Annotated in this window: 14 protein-coding genes; all 14 read right to left on the bottom strand. The window is 59.5% G+C overall.

The genetic code is table 11. The features are described 5' to 3' along the window. Nucleotide 1: 1 nt before the first annotated feature. Nucleotides 2-328 carry a ComEA family DNA-binding protein gene (locus V8G57_RS24070; RefSeq protein WP_342831525.1) on the bottom strand — a complete coding sequence of 109 codons (327 nt, stop codon included), beginning with the start codon at nt 326-328 and terminating at the stop codon, nt 2-4. 155 nt (nt 329-483) lie between these two features. Continuing rightward, nucleotides 484-1,434 carry a D-glycero-beta-D-manno-heptose-7-phosphate kinase gene (gene rfaE1 / locus V8G57_RS24075; protein WP_092400424.1) on the bottom strand — a complete coding sequence of 317 codons (951 nt, stop codon included), beginning with the start codon at nt 1,432-1,434 and terminating at the stop codon, nt 484-486. Between the two features lie 4 nt (nt 1,435-1,438). Further along, on the bottom strand, nt 1,439-2,821 hold the full coding sequence (locus V8G57_RS24080; RefSeq protein ID WP_342831526.1) for a UDP-glucose dehydrogenase family protein: 1,383 nt from the start codon (nt 2,819-2,821) through the stop codon (nt 1,439-1,441). Nucleotides 2,822-2,875: 54 nt separating this feature from the next. Next, entirely contained in the window at nt 2,876-4,051 is a 1,176-nt protein-coding gene (lapB, locus tag V8G57_RS24085; protein WP_092400420.1) for a lipopolysaccharide assembly protein LapB, read from the bottom strand. A gap of 105 nt (nt 4,052-4,156) precedes the next feature. Continuing rightward, entirely contained in the window at nt 4,157-4,471 is a 315-nt protein-coding gene (locus V8G57_RS24090; RefSeq protein WP_092400418.1) for a LapA family protein, read from the bottom strand. Between the two features lie 194 nt (nt 4,472-4,665). After that, nucleotides 4,666-4,971, bottom strand: a complete 306-nt coding sequence (locus tag V8G57_RS24095; protein ID WP_038492951.1) for an integration host factor subunit beta — start codon at nt 4,969-4,971, stop codon at nt 4,666-4,668. 22 nt (nt 4,972-4,993) lie between these two features. Continuing rightward, nucleotides 4,994-6,712, bottom strand: a complete 1,719-nt coding sequence (gene rpsA, locus V8G57_RS24100; protein WP_092400416.1) for a 30S ribosomal protein S1 — start codon at nt 6,710-6,712, stop codon at nt 4,994-4,996. 184 nt (nt 6,713-6,896) lie between these two features. Further along, a complete protein-coding gene (gene cmk, locus V8G57_RS24105) occupies nt 6,897-7,568 on the bottom strand; it encodes a (d)CMP kinase (protein WP_092400414.1) in 672 nt (223 codons plus the stop codon). A 52-nt stretch (nt 7,569-7,620) separates the two neighbouring features. Further along, a complete protein-coding gene (locus V8G57_RS24110) occupies nt 7,621-11,091 on the bottom strand; it encodes a DEAD/DEAH box helicase (RefSeq protein ID WP_342831527.1) in 3,471 nt (1,156 codons plus the stop codon). 14 nt (nt 11,092-11,105) lie between these two features. Then, nucleotides 11,106-12,440 (bottom strand): 3-phosphoshikimate 1-carboxyvinyltransferase, encoded by a 1,335-nt coding sequence (gene aroA / locus V8G57_RS24115; RefSeq protein WP_342831548.1) that lies wholly within the window; start codon nt 12,438-12,440, stop codon nt 11,106-11,108. Nucleotides 12,441-12,445: 5 nt separating this feature from the next. After that, the gene (locus V8G57_RS24120) at nt 12,446-13,345 is read right to left on the bottom strand and encodes a prephenate dehydrogenase (protein WP_342831529.1); all 900 of its coding nucleotides are present in this window, start codon (nt 13,343-13,345) and stop codon (nt 12,446-12,448) included. A gap of 48 nt (nt 13,346-13,393) precedes the next feature. After that, nucleotides 13,394-14,500 (bottom strand): histidinol-phosphate transaminase, encoded by a 1,107-nt coding sequence (gene hisC / locus V8G57_RS24125; protein ID WP_342831530.1) that lies wholly within the window; start codon nt 14,498-14,500, stop codon nt 13,394-13,396. 45 nt (nt 14,501-14,545) lie between these two features. Further along, the gene (gene pheA, locus V8G57_RS24130) at nt 14,546-15,619 is read right to left on the bottom strand and encodes a prephenate dehydratase (protein ID WP_342831531.1); all 1,074 of its coding nucleotides are present in this window, start codon (nt 15,617-15,619) and stop codon (nt 14,546-14,548) included. A 66-nt stretch (nt 15,620-15,685) separates the two neighbouring features. Then, nucleotides 15,686-16,792, bottom strand: coding sequence for a 3-phosphoserine/phosphohydroxythreonine transaminase (serC, locus tag V8G57_RS24135; RefSeq protein ID WP_342831532.1), 1,107 nt, complete (start codon nt 16,790-16,792; stop codon nt 15,686-15,688). Nucleotides 16,793-16,910: the final 118 nt, after the last annotated feature.

The following is a 16,910-nucleotide window of genomic DNA, read 5'->3' on the forward strand; positions in this document are numbered from 1 at the left end:
GCTACTTGCCCTTGGCAGCCGGCTTGGCGGCAGTCTTGGGCGCCGCGGGTTCAGCGTCGCCGGTCTTCGGCTTGCCATTCACCAGTAAACCGGCTTGCGACAGCTTGAGCGCATTTTTCTCGCCGATGCCTGATACGCGGCTTTCGAAATCGGCCCAGTCCTTGAAGTTGCCGCCTTTGCCGCGCTCGTCGACTATACGCTTGGCGGTGGCGGTACCGATGCCCTTGATGCCGTGCAGGGCAGTCAGGTCGCCTTTGTTGACATCGACCTGGGCAAAACTGGCGGTGGCCATCAACATGCACAATACCAGCAGTATTTTTCTCAGCATTTCGTCTTTCTCCCATAGGTGTGTGGATGACTGAAAAATTCAATCAGACGCGAAAACGTCCAATTAATTATAGTCAGCCACACATGGAAAATTGACATTTGAACCACAAACAAGACTTCGCTTAACCAGGCGCTCTCGTCATCGATAAAGCCTGTTTACGCAACGCTGCCCAGCAGTTCTTCGCGGCTGACGGTAGCCGTACCGAGCTTGCCGACGACGATACCGCCGGCGCGATTCGCCAGGGCCACGGCGTCGGCAATCGGCAATCCAGCTCCCAGCATCACGGCCAGCGTGGCAATCACGGTATCGCCGGCGCCGGAGACGTCGAACACTTCGCGCGCCATGGCAGGGAAGTGGCGGATTTCATTCTCAGTGTACAAACTCATGCCCTCTTCCGAACGCGTCAGCAGCAGTGCTTCGAGCTGCAGCGAGGCACGCAGTTTTTGCGCTTTTGCGGTGAGCTCTTCTTCATTCTTCCAGCTGCCGACAATGCGGACCATCTCTGACTTGTTAGGCGTGAGGACGGTGGCACCGACGTAACGCGAAAAATCCTCGCCCTTGGGATCGACCAGGATGCATTTGCCGGCTTGCCTGGCGGCGGCGATCATGTCCGCTACGTTGACCAGGCTGCCTTTGGCGTAGTCGGACAAGACCACCACCTGGTATTGCGGCAGCAGGGTGTTGAAACGGGTCAGCTTGTCGCGCAATACGGCGTCGGTAGGCGCTTCTTCAAAATCGATGCGCAGCAATTGCTGCTGGCGGCCTATCACGCGCAACTTGATGATGGTCGAGATAGTCGGATCCCGTGTCAGGAAACTGCTGACGCCCATCTCGCCCAGCATGCTGTCGACGGTGTCGCCGGCCTCGTCCTGCCCCACCACTCCCAGCAATCCCGAGCTGCCGCCCAAGGTAGCGATATTACGCGCCACGTTGGCCGCGCCGCCCAGCCGTTCCTCGCGCTTTTCAACCCGCACCACCGGCACCGGCGCCTCTGGCGAAATCCGGCTGACTTCGCCGAACCAGTACCGGTCCAGCATGACATCGCCGACCACCAGAATCTGCACATGCTCGAAAGAGGCCGGCAACTTATAGGTATGATTAGTCATCGTCTTATCCACGCGCCAGCACCGAACGGCCAATGCCGTAATACTCAAAGCCCAGCTCGCCCATTACTTCCGGCTCATACAAATTGCGGCCATCGAATACGATAGGCGTCTTGAGCAGCGTCTTCACCTGGTCGAAATCGGGACTGCGGAAAGTTTTCCACTCCGTCACGATCACCAAGGCGTCAGCGCTTTGCAGGGCCTCGGTCTGGTTGTCGCAAAACCGTATGCGTTCAAAGGCGCCGGGAGCGCCGGCGAAATCCAGCGCCAATACCCGCTTTGCCTCGGCCATCGCGACCGGATCGTGCACCGCCACCGTCGCGCCGCGTGCAATCAGTTCGCCAAGCAGTACCCGCGATGAAGCTTCGCGCATGTCATCGGTATTCGGCTTGAACGCCAGGCCCCACAGCGCGAAGTGCTTGCCGCTCAGGTCCGCGCCAAAACGCTCGCTGATCTTTTGTCCCAGCACATGCTTCTGGTTGTTATTGACCTGCTCCACTGCGCGCAGGATATGCAATTCCTGGCCATAAGCGCGCGCGGTGCGCTCCAGCGCCTGCACATCCTTCGGAAAACAGGAACCGCCGTAACCGCAGCCGGCATACAGGAAGCTGTAGCCTATGCGCGGATCGGAGCCGATCCCGTGGCGCACGGCTTCGATATCGGCGCCCACCTTGTCGGCCAGGTTGGCCAGTTCGTTCATGAACGAGATGCGGGTCGCCAGCATCGCATTCGCTGCATATTTGGTGAACTCGGCGGAACGCACGTCCATCCAGAAGGTACGCTCGTGGTTACGGTTGAAAGGCAGGTACAGCTGCTTCATCAGCGCCTGCGCCTGCTGGCCTGAAGTGCTTTCGTCGCAGCCGATGACGATGCGGTCCGGCCGCATGAAATCTTCTACTGCGGCGCCCTCTTTCAGGAATTCCGGATTGGAGACAACCGAGAATTGCAGGGGCGCGCCGGCCAGCTTGCGCGCATCCAATTCTTCCTGGATCGCGGCGCTTACCTTGTCCGCAGTCCCGACCGGCACAGTCGACTTATCGACGATCACCTTGAAACCGGTCATGTATTTGCCGATATTGCGAGCCGCCGCCAGCACGTATTGCAGGTCGGCCGAGCCGTCTTCGTCCGGCGGTGTGCCCACTGCAATAAACTGCACCTGGCCATGGGCTACGCTGGCGGCGATATCGGTAGAAAAGTGCAAACGTCCGGCAGCGCGGTTGCGGCCGACGATTTCAGCCAGGCCGGGCTCATGGATCGGGATGCCGCCGCTGTTCAGCAGCGCGATCTTGCTTTGATCCAGGTCGAGGCAGAATACATCGTTGCCCAGTTCGGCCAGGCAAGCGCCTGTGACCAAGCCGACGTAACCGGTACCGATAATAGTAATTTTCATGTTGTTCCGTGAATGCGCTGCACAGCCCGATTGTTTATGGCGGGCCGGCGGGTTTTAGTTCATGACGTTCAGTTCTTCGGTGCGACGCGGCGGATAGGTTTCCCAGCGGCTGCAGCCAGGGCATTGCCAATAGAACTGGCGCGCCTTGAAACCGCAGTGGCTGCACTGGTAGCGCGCCAGCTTCTGGGTATAGCCGTGCACCAGGTTCTTGACCACCGACAGTTCGGTATGCATTTCCGGCGTTATTTTCATCAAGCGCGCTTCCAGCAGCTTATCCAGTCCTAGCAGGGTCGGTGTGCGACGCAGTTCATCGCTCACCAGCTGATTGGTAGCTTCGACGCCATCCAGCTCCAGCACCGCCTTGAACACCACTTCCAGCAAATCGATGGAAGATGCTTCCGCCAGGTAGGAGCGCAGCAGGCTGACGCCTTCATGCGGCCGTCCAACCGCGCGATAGCCATCCATCAGGCGCTGCGCCACCAGCGCCACGTGCGGCACGCTTTGCTGCTCGACCCGGCGCCAGACCTGCAGGGCCGCTTCGACGTCGCCCTGCGCCAGGTGCACGTCGCCCAGGAGCATGGTGGCGCGCACGCTGTTGCGGTCGTTGCTCAATGCTTTTTCCAGCAGGGACATGGCGGCTTCGGGGTGGCCGTCCACCAGTTCATCCTGCGCCAGTTCGCAATAAAACTGTGCGATTTCCTTTTGCCGTCCGCCAGCGCCCGATTGCTGCAAAGTCTGGGCCGCTTCGATCGCCCGCAGCCATTCTTTTTCGCGCTGGTAGATTTCCAGCAGGGCACGTCCGGCCTGCGCGCCGTACTGGCTGCCGGCGAGCAGGTTAAAGCTCTCTTCGGCCCGGTCCAGCAAACCGGCTTTCAGGTAATCCTGGCCCAGCTCATACTGGGCGTGCAAACGATGTTCCTGCGCCAGGTCTGGACGCGCCAGCAGGTTCTGGTGGACCCGGATCGCGCGCTCGGTCTCGCCGCGGCGGCGGAACAGGTTGCCCAGAGCGAAATGCAGTTCCGCGGTTTCGGGATCCAGCTTGACGATTTCGATGAATGCATCGATAGCCTTGTCCGGCTGTTCGTTCAGCAGAAAATTCAAACCCTTGAAATAACCGCGGGGCAAACTGCGTGATTCGGATATCAGCTGATTGATATCGACCCGTGCGGCGATCCAGCCTAATCCAAAAAAGACCGGGATACCGAGTAACCACCAAATTTCAAATTCCATACGGGCTGTTGTGCTTTATGCGTGACCTGAATCTCAGGTGTGAAAATGCCGGCAAGCTGCCGCCGTGACATTACGGCGGTGCAGCCAGTTAGATACCTAGCGGCATTATATATTCTTGATGCTGTCCGGTTGCGGTGCTTGTGACTCTGCCAGACGCTGTGCTTCTTGTTCTTTTTGCATCGATGTCAGGGCTTTTTTGGTTTTTGATGCATTGCGGCGGTGCCGGAATACGGACGGCGCCATCGCCAGCACGCCAAGGATCGCGCCAAAGACAAAGAAGCCCAGCAGAAACAGCACCAGCGGCCCTTGGATGGTTGTGCCGGGGAAGAATTGCAGGTCGACGTTGCCTTTGTTCTGCAAGGCGAAGCCGAAAAATACAACAAAGAGCAAGATCGAAAGAATTCGGGAAATGATTTTCATGATGCCTTTCCGTTTGATTGGGTAACAGTGGGCAGCATACGAGCTGTTCTGCAGTTGGCTGATTTTACTCTTGCCATTTTCGCAAATCCACGACTCACACAAACAATATTAACTTTAAATGATGCGAAATTGTACGTGAAAAAAAACGGCATCCGAAGATGCCGTTTCGATTTTGCTTACGCACAAACTATAACTCAGTCCTCTTGAATCGGTTGCCCGACCATCGCGTCGACTCGTTCGCGCAATTCCTTGCCTGGCTTGAAATGCGGCACCCGTTTTTCGGGCACCATCACTTTGTCGCCGGACTTGGGATTGCGCCCGATCCGCGGTGGCCGCCGATTCAGCGCAAAACTGCCGAATCCACGAATCTCGATACGCTGTCCGGTCGCCAAGGCATCGGCCATCGCATCGAGTATGGTTTTCACCGCGTAATCCGCATCCTTAGCTACCAGTTGCGGATAACGTTCGGCCAAGCGGGCAATCAGCTCCGACTTTGTCATTAGCTTTACTCGATTACTCTGCTTAGTTCTTGTTGTCGAGTTTTGCCTTCAGCAACGCGCCCAGGCTGGTCGTGCCGGAAGCTGCATTGGAGTCCGAAGCCGAAGACAGCTTTTGCATTGCTTCCTGGGTTTCAACATTGTCTTTCGCCTTGATCGACAGCTGGATGCTGCGAGCCTTGCGGTCGATGTTGATGACCATGGTTTCGACGGTGTCGCCAACCTTCAGGTGGGTACCGGCATCTTCCACGCGGTCGCGGGAGATTTCGGATGCACGCAGGTAGCCTTCGACTTCTTCCGACAACTGGATCACTGCGCCCTTAGGCTCGACCGACTTGACCGTACCGGAAACCAGTGCGCCCTTGTCGTTCATTGCAGCGAAGTTGTTGAATGGATCGCCTTCCAGCTGCTTGACGCCCAGGGACACGCGCTCACGCTCAACGTCGATTGCCAGAACGATGGCTTCCAGCTCGTCACCCTTCTTGAAGCGACGCACGGCTTCTTCGCCGGTTTCAGTCCAGGACAGGTCCGACAGATGCACCAGGCCGTCGATGTTGCCGGCCAGGCCGATGAACACGCCGAAGTCGGTGATCGATTTGATTGCGCCCTTGACCTTGTCGCCCTTCTTGTGGGTAACAGCGAAGTCATCCCAAGGATTAGCCTTGCATTGCTTCATGCCCAGGCTGATACGGCGGCGGTCTTCGTCGATTTCCAGGACCATGACTTCAACTTCGTCGCCCAATTGAACGACTTTGTTTGGCGCCACGTTCTTGTTGGTCCAGTCCATTTCGGAAACGTGGACCAGGCCTTCGATACCTTGTTCGACTTCGACGAATGCGCCGTAGTCGGTGAGGTTGGTGACTTTACCGAACAGACGGGTGCTTTGCGGGTAACGACGCGACAGACCGGTCCAAGGATCGTCGCCCAGTTGCTTGACGCCCAGGGAAACGCGATTCTTTTCTTGATCGTACTTCAGAACCTTGGCAGTGATCTCTTGACCGACTGTCAGCACTTCCGAAGGATGACGCACACGACGCCATGCCAGATCGGTGATGTGCAGCAGGCCGTCGATACCGCCCAGGTCCACGAATGCGCCGTAGTCGGTGATGTTCTTGACCACGCCGGTGACGATGGTGCCTTCTTTCAGGGTTTCCATCAGCTTTTGGCGCTCTTCGCCCATCGAAGCTTCGATAACCGCGCGACGCGACAACACGACGTTGTTACGCTTGCGATCGAGCTTGATGACCTTGAATTCCATGGTCTTGCCTTCGAACGGCGTGGTGTCCTTGACCGGACGGGTGTCGACCAGCGAACCCGGCAGGAAGGCACGGATGCCGTTGGTCAGGACAGTCAGGCCGCCCTTGACCTTGCCATTGACAGTACCGGTAACGATCTCGCCGGACTCCATCGCTTTTTCCAGCGAGAGCCACGATGCCAGACGCTTGGCCTTGTCGCGCGACAGGATGGTGTCGCCGAAACCGTTTTCCAGCGATTCGATAGCGACGGAGATGAAATCGCCGACAGCTACTTCGAGTTCGCCGTTGTCATTTTTAAATTCTTCGATTGGAATGAAGGCTTCCGACTTGAGGCCTGCGTTGACGATAACGAAGTTATGGTCAAGGCGCACGACTTCAGCAGAAATCACTTCACCAGAACGCATGTCTTGACGTGACAGCGATTCTTCAAACAGCGCGGCGAAAGCGTCAGCGCCGGCAGATGCAGGGGACAGAACAGTGATGGACATAGTTTTGACTAGTTGGCCAGTATTGCCGCGCAAGGTGCTTACTAGGATGCGGTCAATAAAGGGTTAGGTTTTTCAACGTCCGGCCAGACTTTGCGTCAGGCCGAACACCAAGGTGCAGCAAAAAAACAACGTATTTGCATGTTTTTATTCATGCTTGAGACTCAACACCTCTCGCATAACTCATTCAGGCAGGCTTGGAAGCGGCATACCACCCGAGCACTTGCGCGACCGCCTGATCGACAGTCATTGCAGAAGTATCCAGCAAATACGCCCCTTCCGCGGCCTTTAACGGCGCCGAGCTGCGGTTGCTATCGCGCGCGTCACGCTCCGTCAAATCCTTTGAGAGGTCTTCCATATTAGCAGAAAAACCCTTGTCAATCAATTGCTTATAGCGCCGCTGGGCCCTGGCCTCGACACTGGCGGTCAAAAACACTTTCAGGCCTGCATGCGGGAAAATCACCGTGCCCATGTCGCGGCCGTCGGCAACCAGCCCGGGATGTTGCCGGAAACTCAACTGCAGGCCAAACAAGGCTTGCCTGACAGTTGGTATTGCAGCAATTTTAGAAGCCAGGTTGCCCACTGCCTCGGCCCGGATATCGTTCGATACGTCCTCGTTCGCCAGGAAAATGTGGGCGCCGTTGAAATGGCAATGCAGATGCTCGGCAGCCTTGGCCAAAGCGTGCTCATCGTCGAGCGGGATATCGCGCCGCATCACGGACAGGGCCGTCAGGCGATACAAGGCCCCCGAATCAAGATAATGAAAACCCAGGTGCTGCGCAACCTTCTGCGCGACAGTGCCTTTGCCGGATGCCGTCGGACCATCGATCGTGATGACAGGGATGTGGGGATTGGGCATAGGAGTACTCGATGGTTATGAATGAAATTATTGCCCGTGCAGAACTTGTCCGTCACTCGGCCAAGGGCGCAAAGATTGCCTGCAAGTCGTCTTGCGTCAATCCGATATTCTGGGTTTCGCCTTCGGGGGACAGCATGGCTTGCGCCAGGTCGGCTTTCTTCTGCTGCAGCAGCTGGATGCTTTCCTCTACCGTACCCTTGGCGATCAGCTTGTACACAAACACCGGCTTGTCCTGGCCGATGCGCCAGGCGCGGTCGGTCGCCTGGCTTTCCGCCGCCGGATTCCACCAAGGATCGTAGTGGATCACGGTATCCGCCGCGGTCAGGTTGAGGCCGACGCCGCCGGCCTTGAGGCTGATCAGGAACACCGGCACTTCGCCGTCCTGGAAGCTGCGCACCGCCTCTGCCCGGTCCAGCGTGGCGCCGGTCAGCATGGCGTAGCCGATATCGCGCTGGCGCAGCTCGGCGGCGATCAGCGCCAGCATGCTGGTAAATTGCGAAAACACCAGGATACGCCGGTCTTCCTGGCGCAGTTCGTCCACCATTTCCAGCAGTTCCTGCAGCTTGGCCGACGGCACCTCGGCCGCTTCTTTCCCGTCTTCCGCTTCCGGCACGCCGGTCTTGAGCAGGCGCGGGTCGCAACAAGCCTGGCGCAGTTTCAGCAAGGCTTCGAGGATCACGATATGGCTACGCGCGACGCCCTTCTTGGCGACTTCTTCGCGCACCTTCTTGTCCATCACCAGGCGCACGTTTTCGTACAGGTCGCGCTGCGCCCCGCTCAGCGTCACCGAGCGCAGCATTTCGGTTTTCGGCGGTAACTCCTTGGCTACCTTGTCCTTGGTCCTGCGCAGCAGGAAAGGCTTGATGCGGCGGCCCAGCAACGCGCGCCGGGCGGCGTCGCCATGCTTCTCGATCGGCTGCCGGAAATCGCGGTTGAAAGCTTTTTCGTCGCCCAGCAAACCCGGCAGCAGGAAATGGAATTGCGCCCACAGTTCGCCCAGGTGGTTTTCCACCGGCGTGCCGGTCAGGCAGAGGCGATGGCGGGCATTCAGCAACGCCGCGCTTTGCGCCACCTTGGAGCGGGGATTCTTGATGTAATGCGCTTCGTCCAGTATCAGCAAATGGAACTCATGCCGGCGCCAGTGCTCTTCGTCGCGCGGCAGCAAGGCATAGGTGGTCAGGACCAGGTCGAACCGGCCGATCTGATCAAACTGCTCCAGCCGCTGTTTTCCTTGCAGCACCAGCACCCGCAGTTCAGGCGCAAAACGCAGCGCTTCCTGCTGCCAGTTATCCATCAGGCTGGTAGGCGCGACCACCAGCGCCGGCGCAGTCAGGCGTCCGCTTTGCTTCTCGACCAGGATATGCGCCAAGGTCTGCACCGTCTTGCCCAGGCCCATGTCATCGGCGAGGATGCCGGCCAGCTCGTATTCGCGCAGGAACTGCATCCATGCCAGGCCTTCCAGCTGGTAATCGCGCAGTGTCGCCTGCAGGCCGGCTGGCGCCGCAATCTTCTTGACGCCGCCAAAGGTGTGCAGTTTTTGTCCCATGCTGCGCAGACGGTCGCCGCCCACCCAGCGCAGCTTGGCGCCAGCGTCCAGCTCCGCCAGGCGGGCGGCGTCGAGCGCCGATAACCGCACCTGGCTATCCGATTTTTCGGCGAAATACAGCTCGCCCAGGGTATTCAGGATGGGCTTGATGCGGCCCCATGGCATGGCGACATGGATGCCGTCGGACAAACGCACCAGCAGCTCGTCCTGGTCGTCGCGCAGCGCCATGTTGCGCGGATCGAAATCCTGGGGGGCGTGGCGGATCAGGTCGACCAGCAAGGGCAGCAAAGGCACGCGCTGGTGATTGACGACGATGCCCAGCTCAAGGTCAAACGCCGCATTGGCAGGCTGGTCTGCCGCCTCGTCGATCTCGGCATACCAGTCTTCCACCGCGGCCACGTCAAAACGGTATTCCGCCCGCTTGTCGATCTGCCAGCCCTGGCTCGCCAGGCTCGGCAAACCTTCTTTCGCAAAACGCAGCCAGGACGACTGGTCCGACTGCATGAACATGCCGGGCATCATCGCCAGCGGGTGCTGCGTGCCCTCGAGCGGCAGCATGCCGAGCGCGATCAGCGCCTGCCTGAAAACCGTTTCGGCGTCCTGGTCGCGCACGATCTGTTCGATGCCGGCCGGCGTGTTGCGGCTCAGCGTCGCGGCAAATTGAGTGGATACGATTTCACCGTCATAACGGAAATGCAGTTCGGCGAAATCCTGCATCAGCGGATTGCTGACGCTGGGCAAACTCCCAAGCACCAGCAGCGGCTGCGGCCTGATGTCCTTGCGGATCGTCTGCGGCACCTGCGGCGGGAACGGGATCACATCGTTCAAGCCTTGCGTCAGCAATTGCTGGGCAACCGCCAGACGATCGTCGGGATCCAATAGCGGCGCCTGTATCACCAGGTCGTTGAGCGCCTTGCTGGAAATCCTGGCGTCGCGCTGCGGCAGCACCAGTTCCCCGCATGACAGGTTGTCGATATACCAGGGCGGCTCGGTCGGCAACAGGTAATCGACATGCTTGCGCGCCTGGCTGGACTTCCCTTCGGCTTCTGGCTCCGCTTCGAATTGCCAGCCCAGCTGCCACATGTCGCGCACCACGTCGCGGCTATCCTCCACCGTTTCATACCAGGCCAGGCTGGCCCGGCGGGTGGCGGCAAGCTGCAACGGATAGGCGGTGCCCTTGGCCAGGTCAGCCAGCGAATTGGCCCATAACAGGCGCTGTTGCTGCAACAGGGCGCGCAGCAGTTGCGCGCCGAGCTTGCCGCTCAATTCGCAAGCCGCATGCTGCGCATGGTTGCCGTCGTTCTGGGCGACGAACAAACCAATCAGGTCACGATCTTCCGGACGCAAGAACACTGCGGGATCGGACAACAGGCGCGGCACGTCGGTCGCCGGCTGGGCAGAGACAAACTGGCCGTTCGGACGCTGCTGCGCCTTGCATAAATGCAGCACGGCTTTCTTGCCGTTATAAGCGGCAGACAATACGAACAATACCTGGTGGGTAGCTGCTTTCTGGCGCAAACCCGAGGGCTGCGCCGGCGCTGACCCGGCCGCGGAGACTTCGCCTTCTACCCGCGTCAGCCAGGCTTCCATAGGCCGCGCCAGTGCTTGCACCTGTGGGGTTTTGGGCGCGGCGGCCGGCTTTACCGCCGCCGGTTGCGGCGGCGCGGGCCTGGCGGCAGGGATTGCCAGCTGGTCGGTGGACGGCCGCTGCAGGTATTCAATCAAGGCCGCTGCCACATGCTTGCAATTGGAGCCGACCGGGCAAGAGCATACGCTGTCGATATCGGGCGTATCGCGAAATACGGACAGCGTGATTTCCTGCTGGTAGACGTTGCTGCCGCTGCCCTGGACCGTCGCGTTGAGGACGTCGCCATCCTGCTCCACCGCAAGCACCCGGCGCTGGCGGACGTATTCCTGGCCGCGATCATAGGTTGCCTGGTGCAACACGTCGCGCACATCGGCAAGTGTCAGATTCATGCGCGGCCCGCTACCTACAATAAAATCTGCTCGGCGATCTGCCCGAACACGGTGAAATAATCAGGGAAGGTCTTGGCGACGCATTGCGGATCATTGATGCGCACCGTGGTGCCGCGCAATGCGGCGCCATCCAGCGAAGCCAGCGAAAAACACATCGCCATGCGATGGTCGTCATAGGTATCGATGGTTGCCGCATGCAATTGCGCCGGCGGCGTCACGCGCAGGTAATCGCTGCCCTCTTCAATCGTTGCTCCCAGCTTGCGCAACTCGGTGGCCATGGCGCTGAGCCGGTCGGTTTCCTTGACGCGCCAGCTGGCGATATTGCGCAAAGTGCTAGGGCCGTCGGCATACAAGGCAGCGACAGCAATCGTCATCGCGGCGTCGGGGATATGGTTGAAATCGGCGTCGATGGCTTTCAATACGCCGCTCGAAGACGCTTCAATCCAGTTGTCGCCCATCGTGATGACGGCGCCCATCTGCTGCAGGGCTTCGACAAACCGGACATCGCCCTGGATACTGTTGCTGCCGACGCCTTCGACCCGCAGCGGCCCGCCGGTTATCGCTCCGGCCGCCAGGAAATAAGACGCGGAAGAAGCATCGCCTTCGACGTGGATGGTCTTCGGGCTCTGGTACTGCTGCCCGGCCGCGACGGTAAACGACTGCCAGCCATCGCGCTCTACGCTGACGCCGAAACGCTGCATCAGGTTCAGGGTAATTTCAATATAAGGCTTGGAGATCAGCTCGCCGACCACCTCGATCGTCACCGCCTCATGTTTCGCCATCAGCGGCGCTGCCATCAGCAGCGCTGTCAGGAACTGGCTGGAAACGTTGCCGCGCACCTGCATACGCTGGGTGTGCAACTGGCCGCGCTGGATATGCAACGGCGGATAACCGGCAACGCCGGTGTAGGCGATACGGGTGCCGACGGCATTCAAGGCGTCGACCAGGTCGCCGATCGGCCGCTCATGCATGCGCGCCACGCCGTGCAAGGTATAGTCGCCGCCCATCGCAGCCAGGGCCGCGGTCAGCGGACGGATCGCGGTGCCGGCATTGCCCATGAACAGGTCGGCCTGGTGCACCGGAAAACTGCCGCCGCTGCCATGCACGGTATAAGCCTGCGTGCCTTCTGCCTGTTCCCATGCCACGCCCAATTGCTTGAGCGCCATCAGCATGACCAGCGTATCGTCGGATGCCAGCAAATCAAGAATCCTGGTAGTACCGTTGGCCAGCGCCGCCAGCAGCAAAGTGCGGTTGGAAATGCTTTTGGAGCCCGGCAGCCGGACCGTGCCCTGCACCCGCGCTACCGGATGCAGATCGATGTATTTCGGATAGTGCTGCTTGCGTTGCATAGTCATTAGTCGCCGCCTTCTTTATTCTGTTGTTCCGCCGCCTCTATGGCGCTGATCCAGTTGTGCCTTGCCTGTTGCGCATTGCTGTAGACGGCTTCCAGCGCCTGGCCGTCGCCGGCCGCCAGCAAGCCGCGCAAGCGGGTCAATTGCAGCAGGTAAGCATCCAGTTCGCCGAGCAAGGCTTCCTGGTTTGCCAGTGAAATATCGCGCCACATTTCCGGCGACGAGCCGGCGATCCGGGTGAAGTCGCGAAAACCGCTGGCCGCGTATTGAAACAGCGATGCCGCATGCGGCTTGTTGGCGATATCGTCCACCAGCGCATACGCCAGCATATGCGGCAGATGGCTGACCGCGGCAAAAATGGCGTCGTGCTGTTGCGGCGACAAGCGGTGAATCAAGGCGCCGCACTGTTGCCACGCGGCGGCGACCTTGGCCACATCCTGTTCGGCATTTTCCGGCAGCGGCGCCAGCACCACTTTTTTGCCGGCATACAGCTCGGCCAGTGCTGCTTCAGGACCATTCTGCTCGCGCCCGGCAATCGGATGCCCTGGCACAAACTGGGCAATCTTGGCGCCCAGCGCCGTCCGCGCAGCCAGCACCACATCGGACTTGGTGCTGCCGGCGTCGGTAACGACAGTGCCTGGCTGCAGATGCGGCTCGATGCTGGCGAGGATAGCGCCAGTCTGCGCTACCGGCGCCGCGATCAGGATCAGGTCGGCGCCGGCAACGGCGTCGGCGGCAGACGTGGCAATGACATCGATGATTCCCAATTCGCGCGCGCGCTGCAAGGTCGCGAGCTGACGGCCTGCCCCGACCACCTGTTCCGCCGCGCCGGCTTTTTTCAAAGCCAGGGCAAATGAACCGCCGATCAGCCCCACACCAAATATTGCGATTTTCTTGAACACGAATGATGCTTTAATAAAAATTAGTCGAAGCTAAAGTTAACGTCGATGTCAGCTCAGCAGTTTTTTCAGCGCATCGATGAACGCCGCGTTTTCATCCGGCAAGCCGATCGTGACGCGCAGCCACTGCGGCAAGCCATAGTTGGCGACCGGACGCACGATGATGCCCTGCTTCAGCAGCGCCAGGTTGACACGGGCGCCGGCGCCCTCGTCTTCACCTACCTTGACCATGACGAAGTTGCCGAACGACGGCACGTATTCCAAACCCAGTGCGTCGAAGGTCTGCGTCAGCTGGCGATAGCCGTCGCGGTTCAGCTGCGCGCTGCGCTGCAGGAAAGCGGTGTCGTTCAAGGCCGCCACCGCGGCGGCTTGCGCCAGCGAGTTGACGTTGAACGGCTGGCGGATCCGGTTCAGCAGGTCGGTTATCGCCGGCTGGGCGATGCCGAAGCCGATGCGCAAGCCGGCCAGTCCATAGGCTTTCGACATCGTGCGCGAGACCAGCAGGTTCGGATACTTGCGCACCCAGGAGATCGACTCGTATTGCAGCTCCGGCGGCAGGTACTCGTTGTAGGCTTCATCCAGCACCACCACGATTTGCGGCGGCACGCGCGCCAGGAAAGCCTCGAGTTCGGCGGCCGGGATGAAACTGCCGGTCGGGTTGTTCGGATTGGCGATGAAGATCAGCTTGGTATCATCGGTAATGGCGGCAGCCATGGCGTCGAGGTCATGGCCGTAGTCCTTGGCTTTGACCACGATGGCGCGCGCGCCCACGGCCTGGGTCGCCAGGGCGTACACCACAAAAGAATATTCCGCATACATCGCGGCTTGGCCCGCCTGCACGAAAGCGTGGGTAGCCAGTTCAAGGATATCGTTGCTGCCGTTGCCCAGCGTAATCCACTCAGCCGGCACATCGTATTTGGCGGTGATCGCGGCTTTCAGGTCGAAACCGTTGGCGTCCGGGTAACGGCCGATATCGGCGACTGCCTTTTGCATTGCAACCTTGGCGGATTCCGGCATGCCCAGCGGATTTTCATTGGAGGCCAGCTTGATGATCTTGGCTTCGTCCAGGCCAAACTCGCGCGCGACTTCGGCAATCGGCTTGCCGCCCTGGTACGGGGCGATAGCGCGTACATATTCTGGACCAAATTTAATTGACATTGTCTGCTTTCGAAATGTGTTGTTGATTGCTTATCGGCTACTTGCTCAGAAACTGCGCGGATACGATCCCAGCAGCTTGTAGAACGCGGCGTTTTGCTGCAACTCCGCCAGCGCCTTGGCTACCTTGTCGTCTCCCGCATGTCCCTCGACGTCGACATAGAAATAATATTCCCATGCGCCCATGCGCGCCGGCCGCGACTCGAAGCGCGTCATTGAAACGCCGTGCTTGGCGAGCGGCGCCAGCAACTTGTAAACGGCGCCGGCCTTGTTCGCCACAGACAGCACCAGCGACGTCTGGTCTTTGCCGCTGGCGCCGTTTTTCAGGCGGCCGACCACAGCGAAGCGGGTGCGGTTGTGCGGATCATCCTGGATGTGGGCACTGACGATTTGCAGATCGTATTTTTGCGCAGCGATTTCGCCGGCAATTCCCGCCACCGTGGCGTTTTCACTGGCCATGCGCGCCGCCTCGGCATTGGACGCAACCGCCTGCCGTTCGATATTCGGATAGTGCTGGTTGAGCCAGGCATTGCATTGCGCCAGCGCCTGCGAATGCGCGCAAATGCGGGCCACGCCATCCATCGTGCCGGCTTTGCTCATCAAGCTGTGATGGACCGGGATCGACACTTCGCCACTGATGCTGAGCGTGGTCTGCAACAGCAAATCAAGGGTGCGGTTGATCACGCCCTCGGATGAATTCTCGATAGGCACCACGCCGAAATCCGCTGTGCCGGCTTCGGCCGCACGGAACACTTCGTCGATCGACACGCAGGCCAGGCCTTCCACTGCGTGGCCGAACTGCTGGTACACCGCCTGCTCGCTAAACGTGCCGGCCGGCCCCAGGTAGGCAACCGTGACGCGTTTTTCCAAGGCGCGGCACGCCGACATCACTTCGCGGAAAATGGTTTGCACATCGCTGCCTTGCAGCGGGCCTGGATTGCGCTCGGCGACTTTTTGCAAGACTTGCGCCTCGCGCTCCGGGCGGAACACCGGCGCATTGTTCTCGGCCTTGACGTGGCCGACTTCTTGCGCAATCTGGGCACGGCGATTCAGCAAGGCCAGGATTTCGGCATCGATCGCATCGATCTGCTGACGCAGCGGGAGGAGTTTGTCTTCGCTCATATTTCTATCTTTGGTTCTGTTGCTTGGCTAAGCAGGTCATCAAAACAAGCTGTGGTCGGCAACGGGCTAACCGTGCTGCTTTTCGAATTCTTTCATGTAGGCCACCAGCGCTTGCACGCCAGCCAGCGGCATCGCGTTGTAGATCGACGCACGCATGCCGCCAACCGACTTATGCCCCTTCAACTGCAGCAAGCCGATCTCTTTGGCGCCGGCCAGGAAAGCGTCGTTCAGCGTTTCATCCGCAAGAAAAAAGGGTACGTTCATGCGCGAGCGGCAGTTGCTGGCGATCTTGGTCCGATAGAAACCGGTCGAGTCCAGGTAGTCATACAACAGCGCTGCCTTGGCGATATTGCGCTGTTCCATCGCAGCCACGCCGCCCTGCTTCTTGAGCCATTGGAACACCAGCCCAGCGATATAAATCGCATAGGTCGGCGGCGTGTTGTACATGGAATCGTTGTCGGCCACGATTTTCCAGTTGAACGCGGAAGGACAAGCCGGCAAGGCATGGCCAAGCAAATCTTCGCGCACCACTACCAGGGTCAGCCCGGCCGGCCCGATATTCTTTTGCGCGCCGCCGTAGATCACGCCGTATTTGGAAACATCCACCACACGCGACAAGATGTGCGACGACATGTCGGCAACCAACGGCGCGTTATTGGTTTCAGCAGCGATATCGGGCGTGAATTGATATTCAACGCCGTCAATGGTTTCATTGGTGCAGATATGGACGTAGGCCGGATCTTTGGACAGCCGCCAGCTGTCGCGCTCAGGTATCTGCGCGAAATGGCTATCTTCGGAAGAGGCGGCGACGTTGACGTTGCCATAGCGCCGCGCTTCCTTCAGCGACTTGGTCGACCAGGAACCGGTATTGATGTAATCGCTGGTGGCCGGCTGGGCACGGCCGTCGCGGCCCAGCAGGTTGAGCGGCACGATCGCGTTCTCGGCAATCGCTCCGCCCTGCATGAACAGCAGCTTGTAATTGTCCGGCACGGCAAGCAGCTCACGGAAATCGTGCTGCGCCGCCGCCAGGATAGACATGAATTCTTTGCCGCGATGGCTCATTTCCATCACGGACATGCCGCTGCCCTGCCAGTCCAGCATTTCGGCGGCAGCTTGCTGCAGCACCTCTTTCGGTAACACAGCGGGGCCAGCAGAAAAATTATAGATAGGCATGATGAATAGCGTCAGATAAAAAACCGAGATTGACTACGAACCAACAGATGGCGTTACTGTGCTGCTACTGCTACAAATATTCAAATCCAAACCATGCGCGCCCCGCCTGCGGGCCGGG

It is taken from the genome of Collimonas rhizosphaerae, assembly GCF_038896935.1.
In the GTDB taxonomy this organism is placed as follows: Bacteria; Pseudomonadota; Gammaproteobacteria; order Burkholderiales; family Burkholderiaceae_D; genus Collimonas; species Collimonas rhizosphaerae.

Coding starts and splice junctions, on each gene's coding strand:
- pheA (WP_342831531.1), bottom strand. CDS start 15,619: ATGAGCGAAGACAAACTCCTCCCGCTGCGTCAGCAGATCGATGCGATC.
- V8G57_RS24070 (WP_342831525.1), bottom strand. CDS start 328: ATGCTGAGAAAAATACTGCTGGTATTGTGCATGTTGATGGCCACCGCC.
- hisC (WP_342831530.1), bottom strand. CDS start 14,500: ATGTCAATTAAATTTGGTCCAGAATATGTACGCGCTATCGCCCCGTAC.
- cmk (WP_092400414.1), bottom strand. CDS start 7,568: ATGCCCAATCCCCACATCCCTGTCATCACGATCGATGGTCCGACGGCA.
- V8G57_RS24110 (WP_342831527.1), bottom strand. CDS start 11,091: ATGAATCTGACACTTGCCGATGTGCGCGACGTGTTGCACCAGGCAACC.
- V8G57_RS24090 (WP_092400418.1), bottom strand. CDS start 4,471: ATGAAAATCATTTCCCGAATTCTTTCGATCTTGCTCTTTGTTGTATTT.
- aroA (WP_342831548.1), bottom strand. CDS start 12,440: ATGCAACGCAAGCAGCACTATCCGAAATACATCGATCTGCATCCGGTA.
- rpsA (WP_092400416.1), bottom strand. CDS start 6,712: ATGTCCATCACTGTTCTGTCCCCTGCATCTGCCGGCGCTGACGCTTTC.
- V8G57_RS24080 (WP_342831526.1), bottom strand. CDS start 2,821: ATGAAAATTACTATTATCGGTACCGGTTACGTCGGCTTGGTCACAGGC.
- V8G57_RS24095 (WP_038492951.1), bottom strand. CDS start 4,971: ATGACAAAGTCGGAGCTGATTGCCCGCTTGGCCGAACGTTATCCGCAA.
- lapB (WP_092400420.1), bottom strand. CDS start 4,051: ATGGAATTTGAAATTTGGTGGTTACTCGGTATCCCGGTCTTTTTTGGA.
- serC (WP_342831532.1), bottom strand. CDS start 16,792: ATGCCTATCTATAATTTTTCTGCTGGCCCCGCTGTGTTACCGAAAGAG.
- rfaE1 (WP_092400424.1), bottom strand. CDS start 1,434: ATGACTAATCATACCTATAAGTTGCCGGCCTCTTTCGAGCATGTGCAG.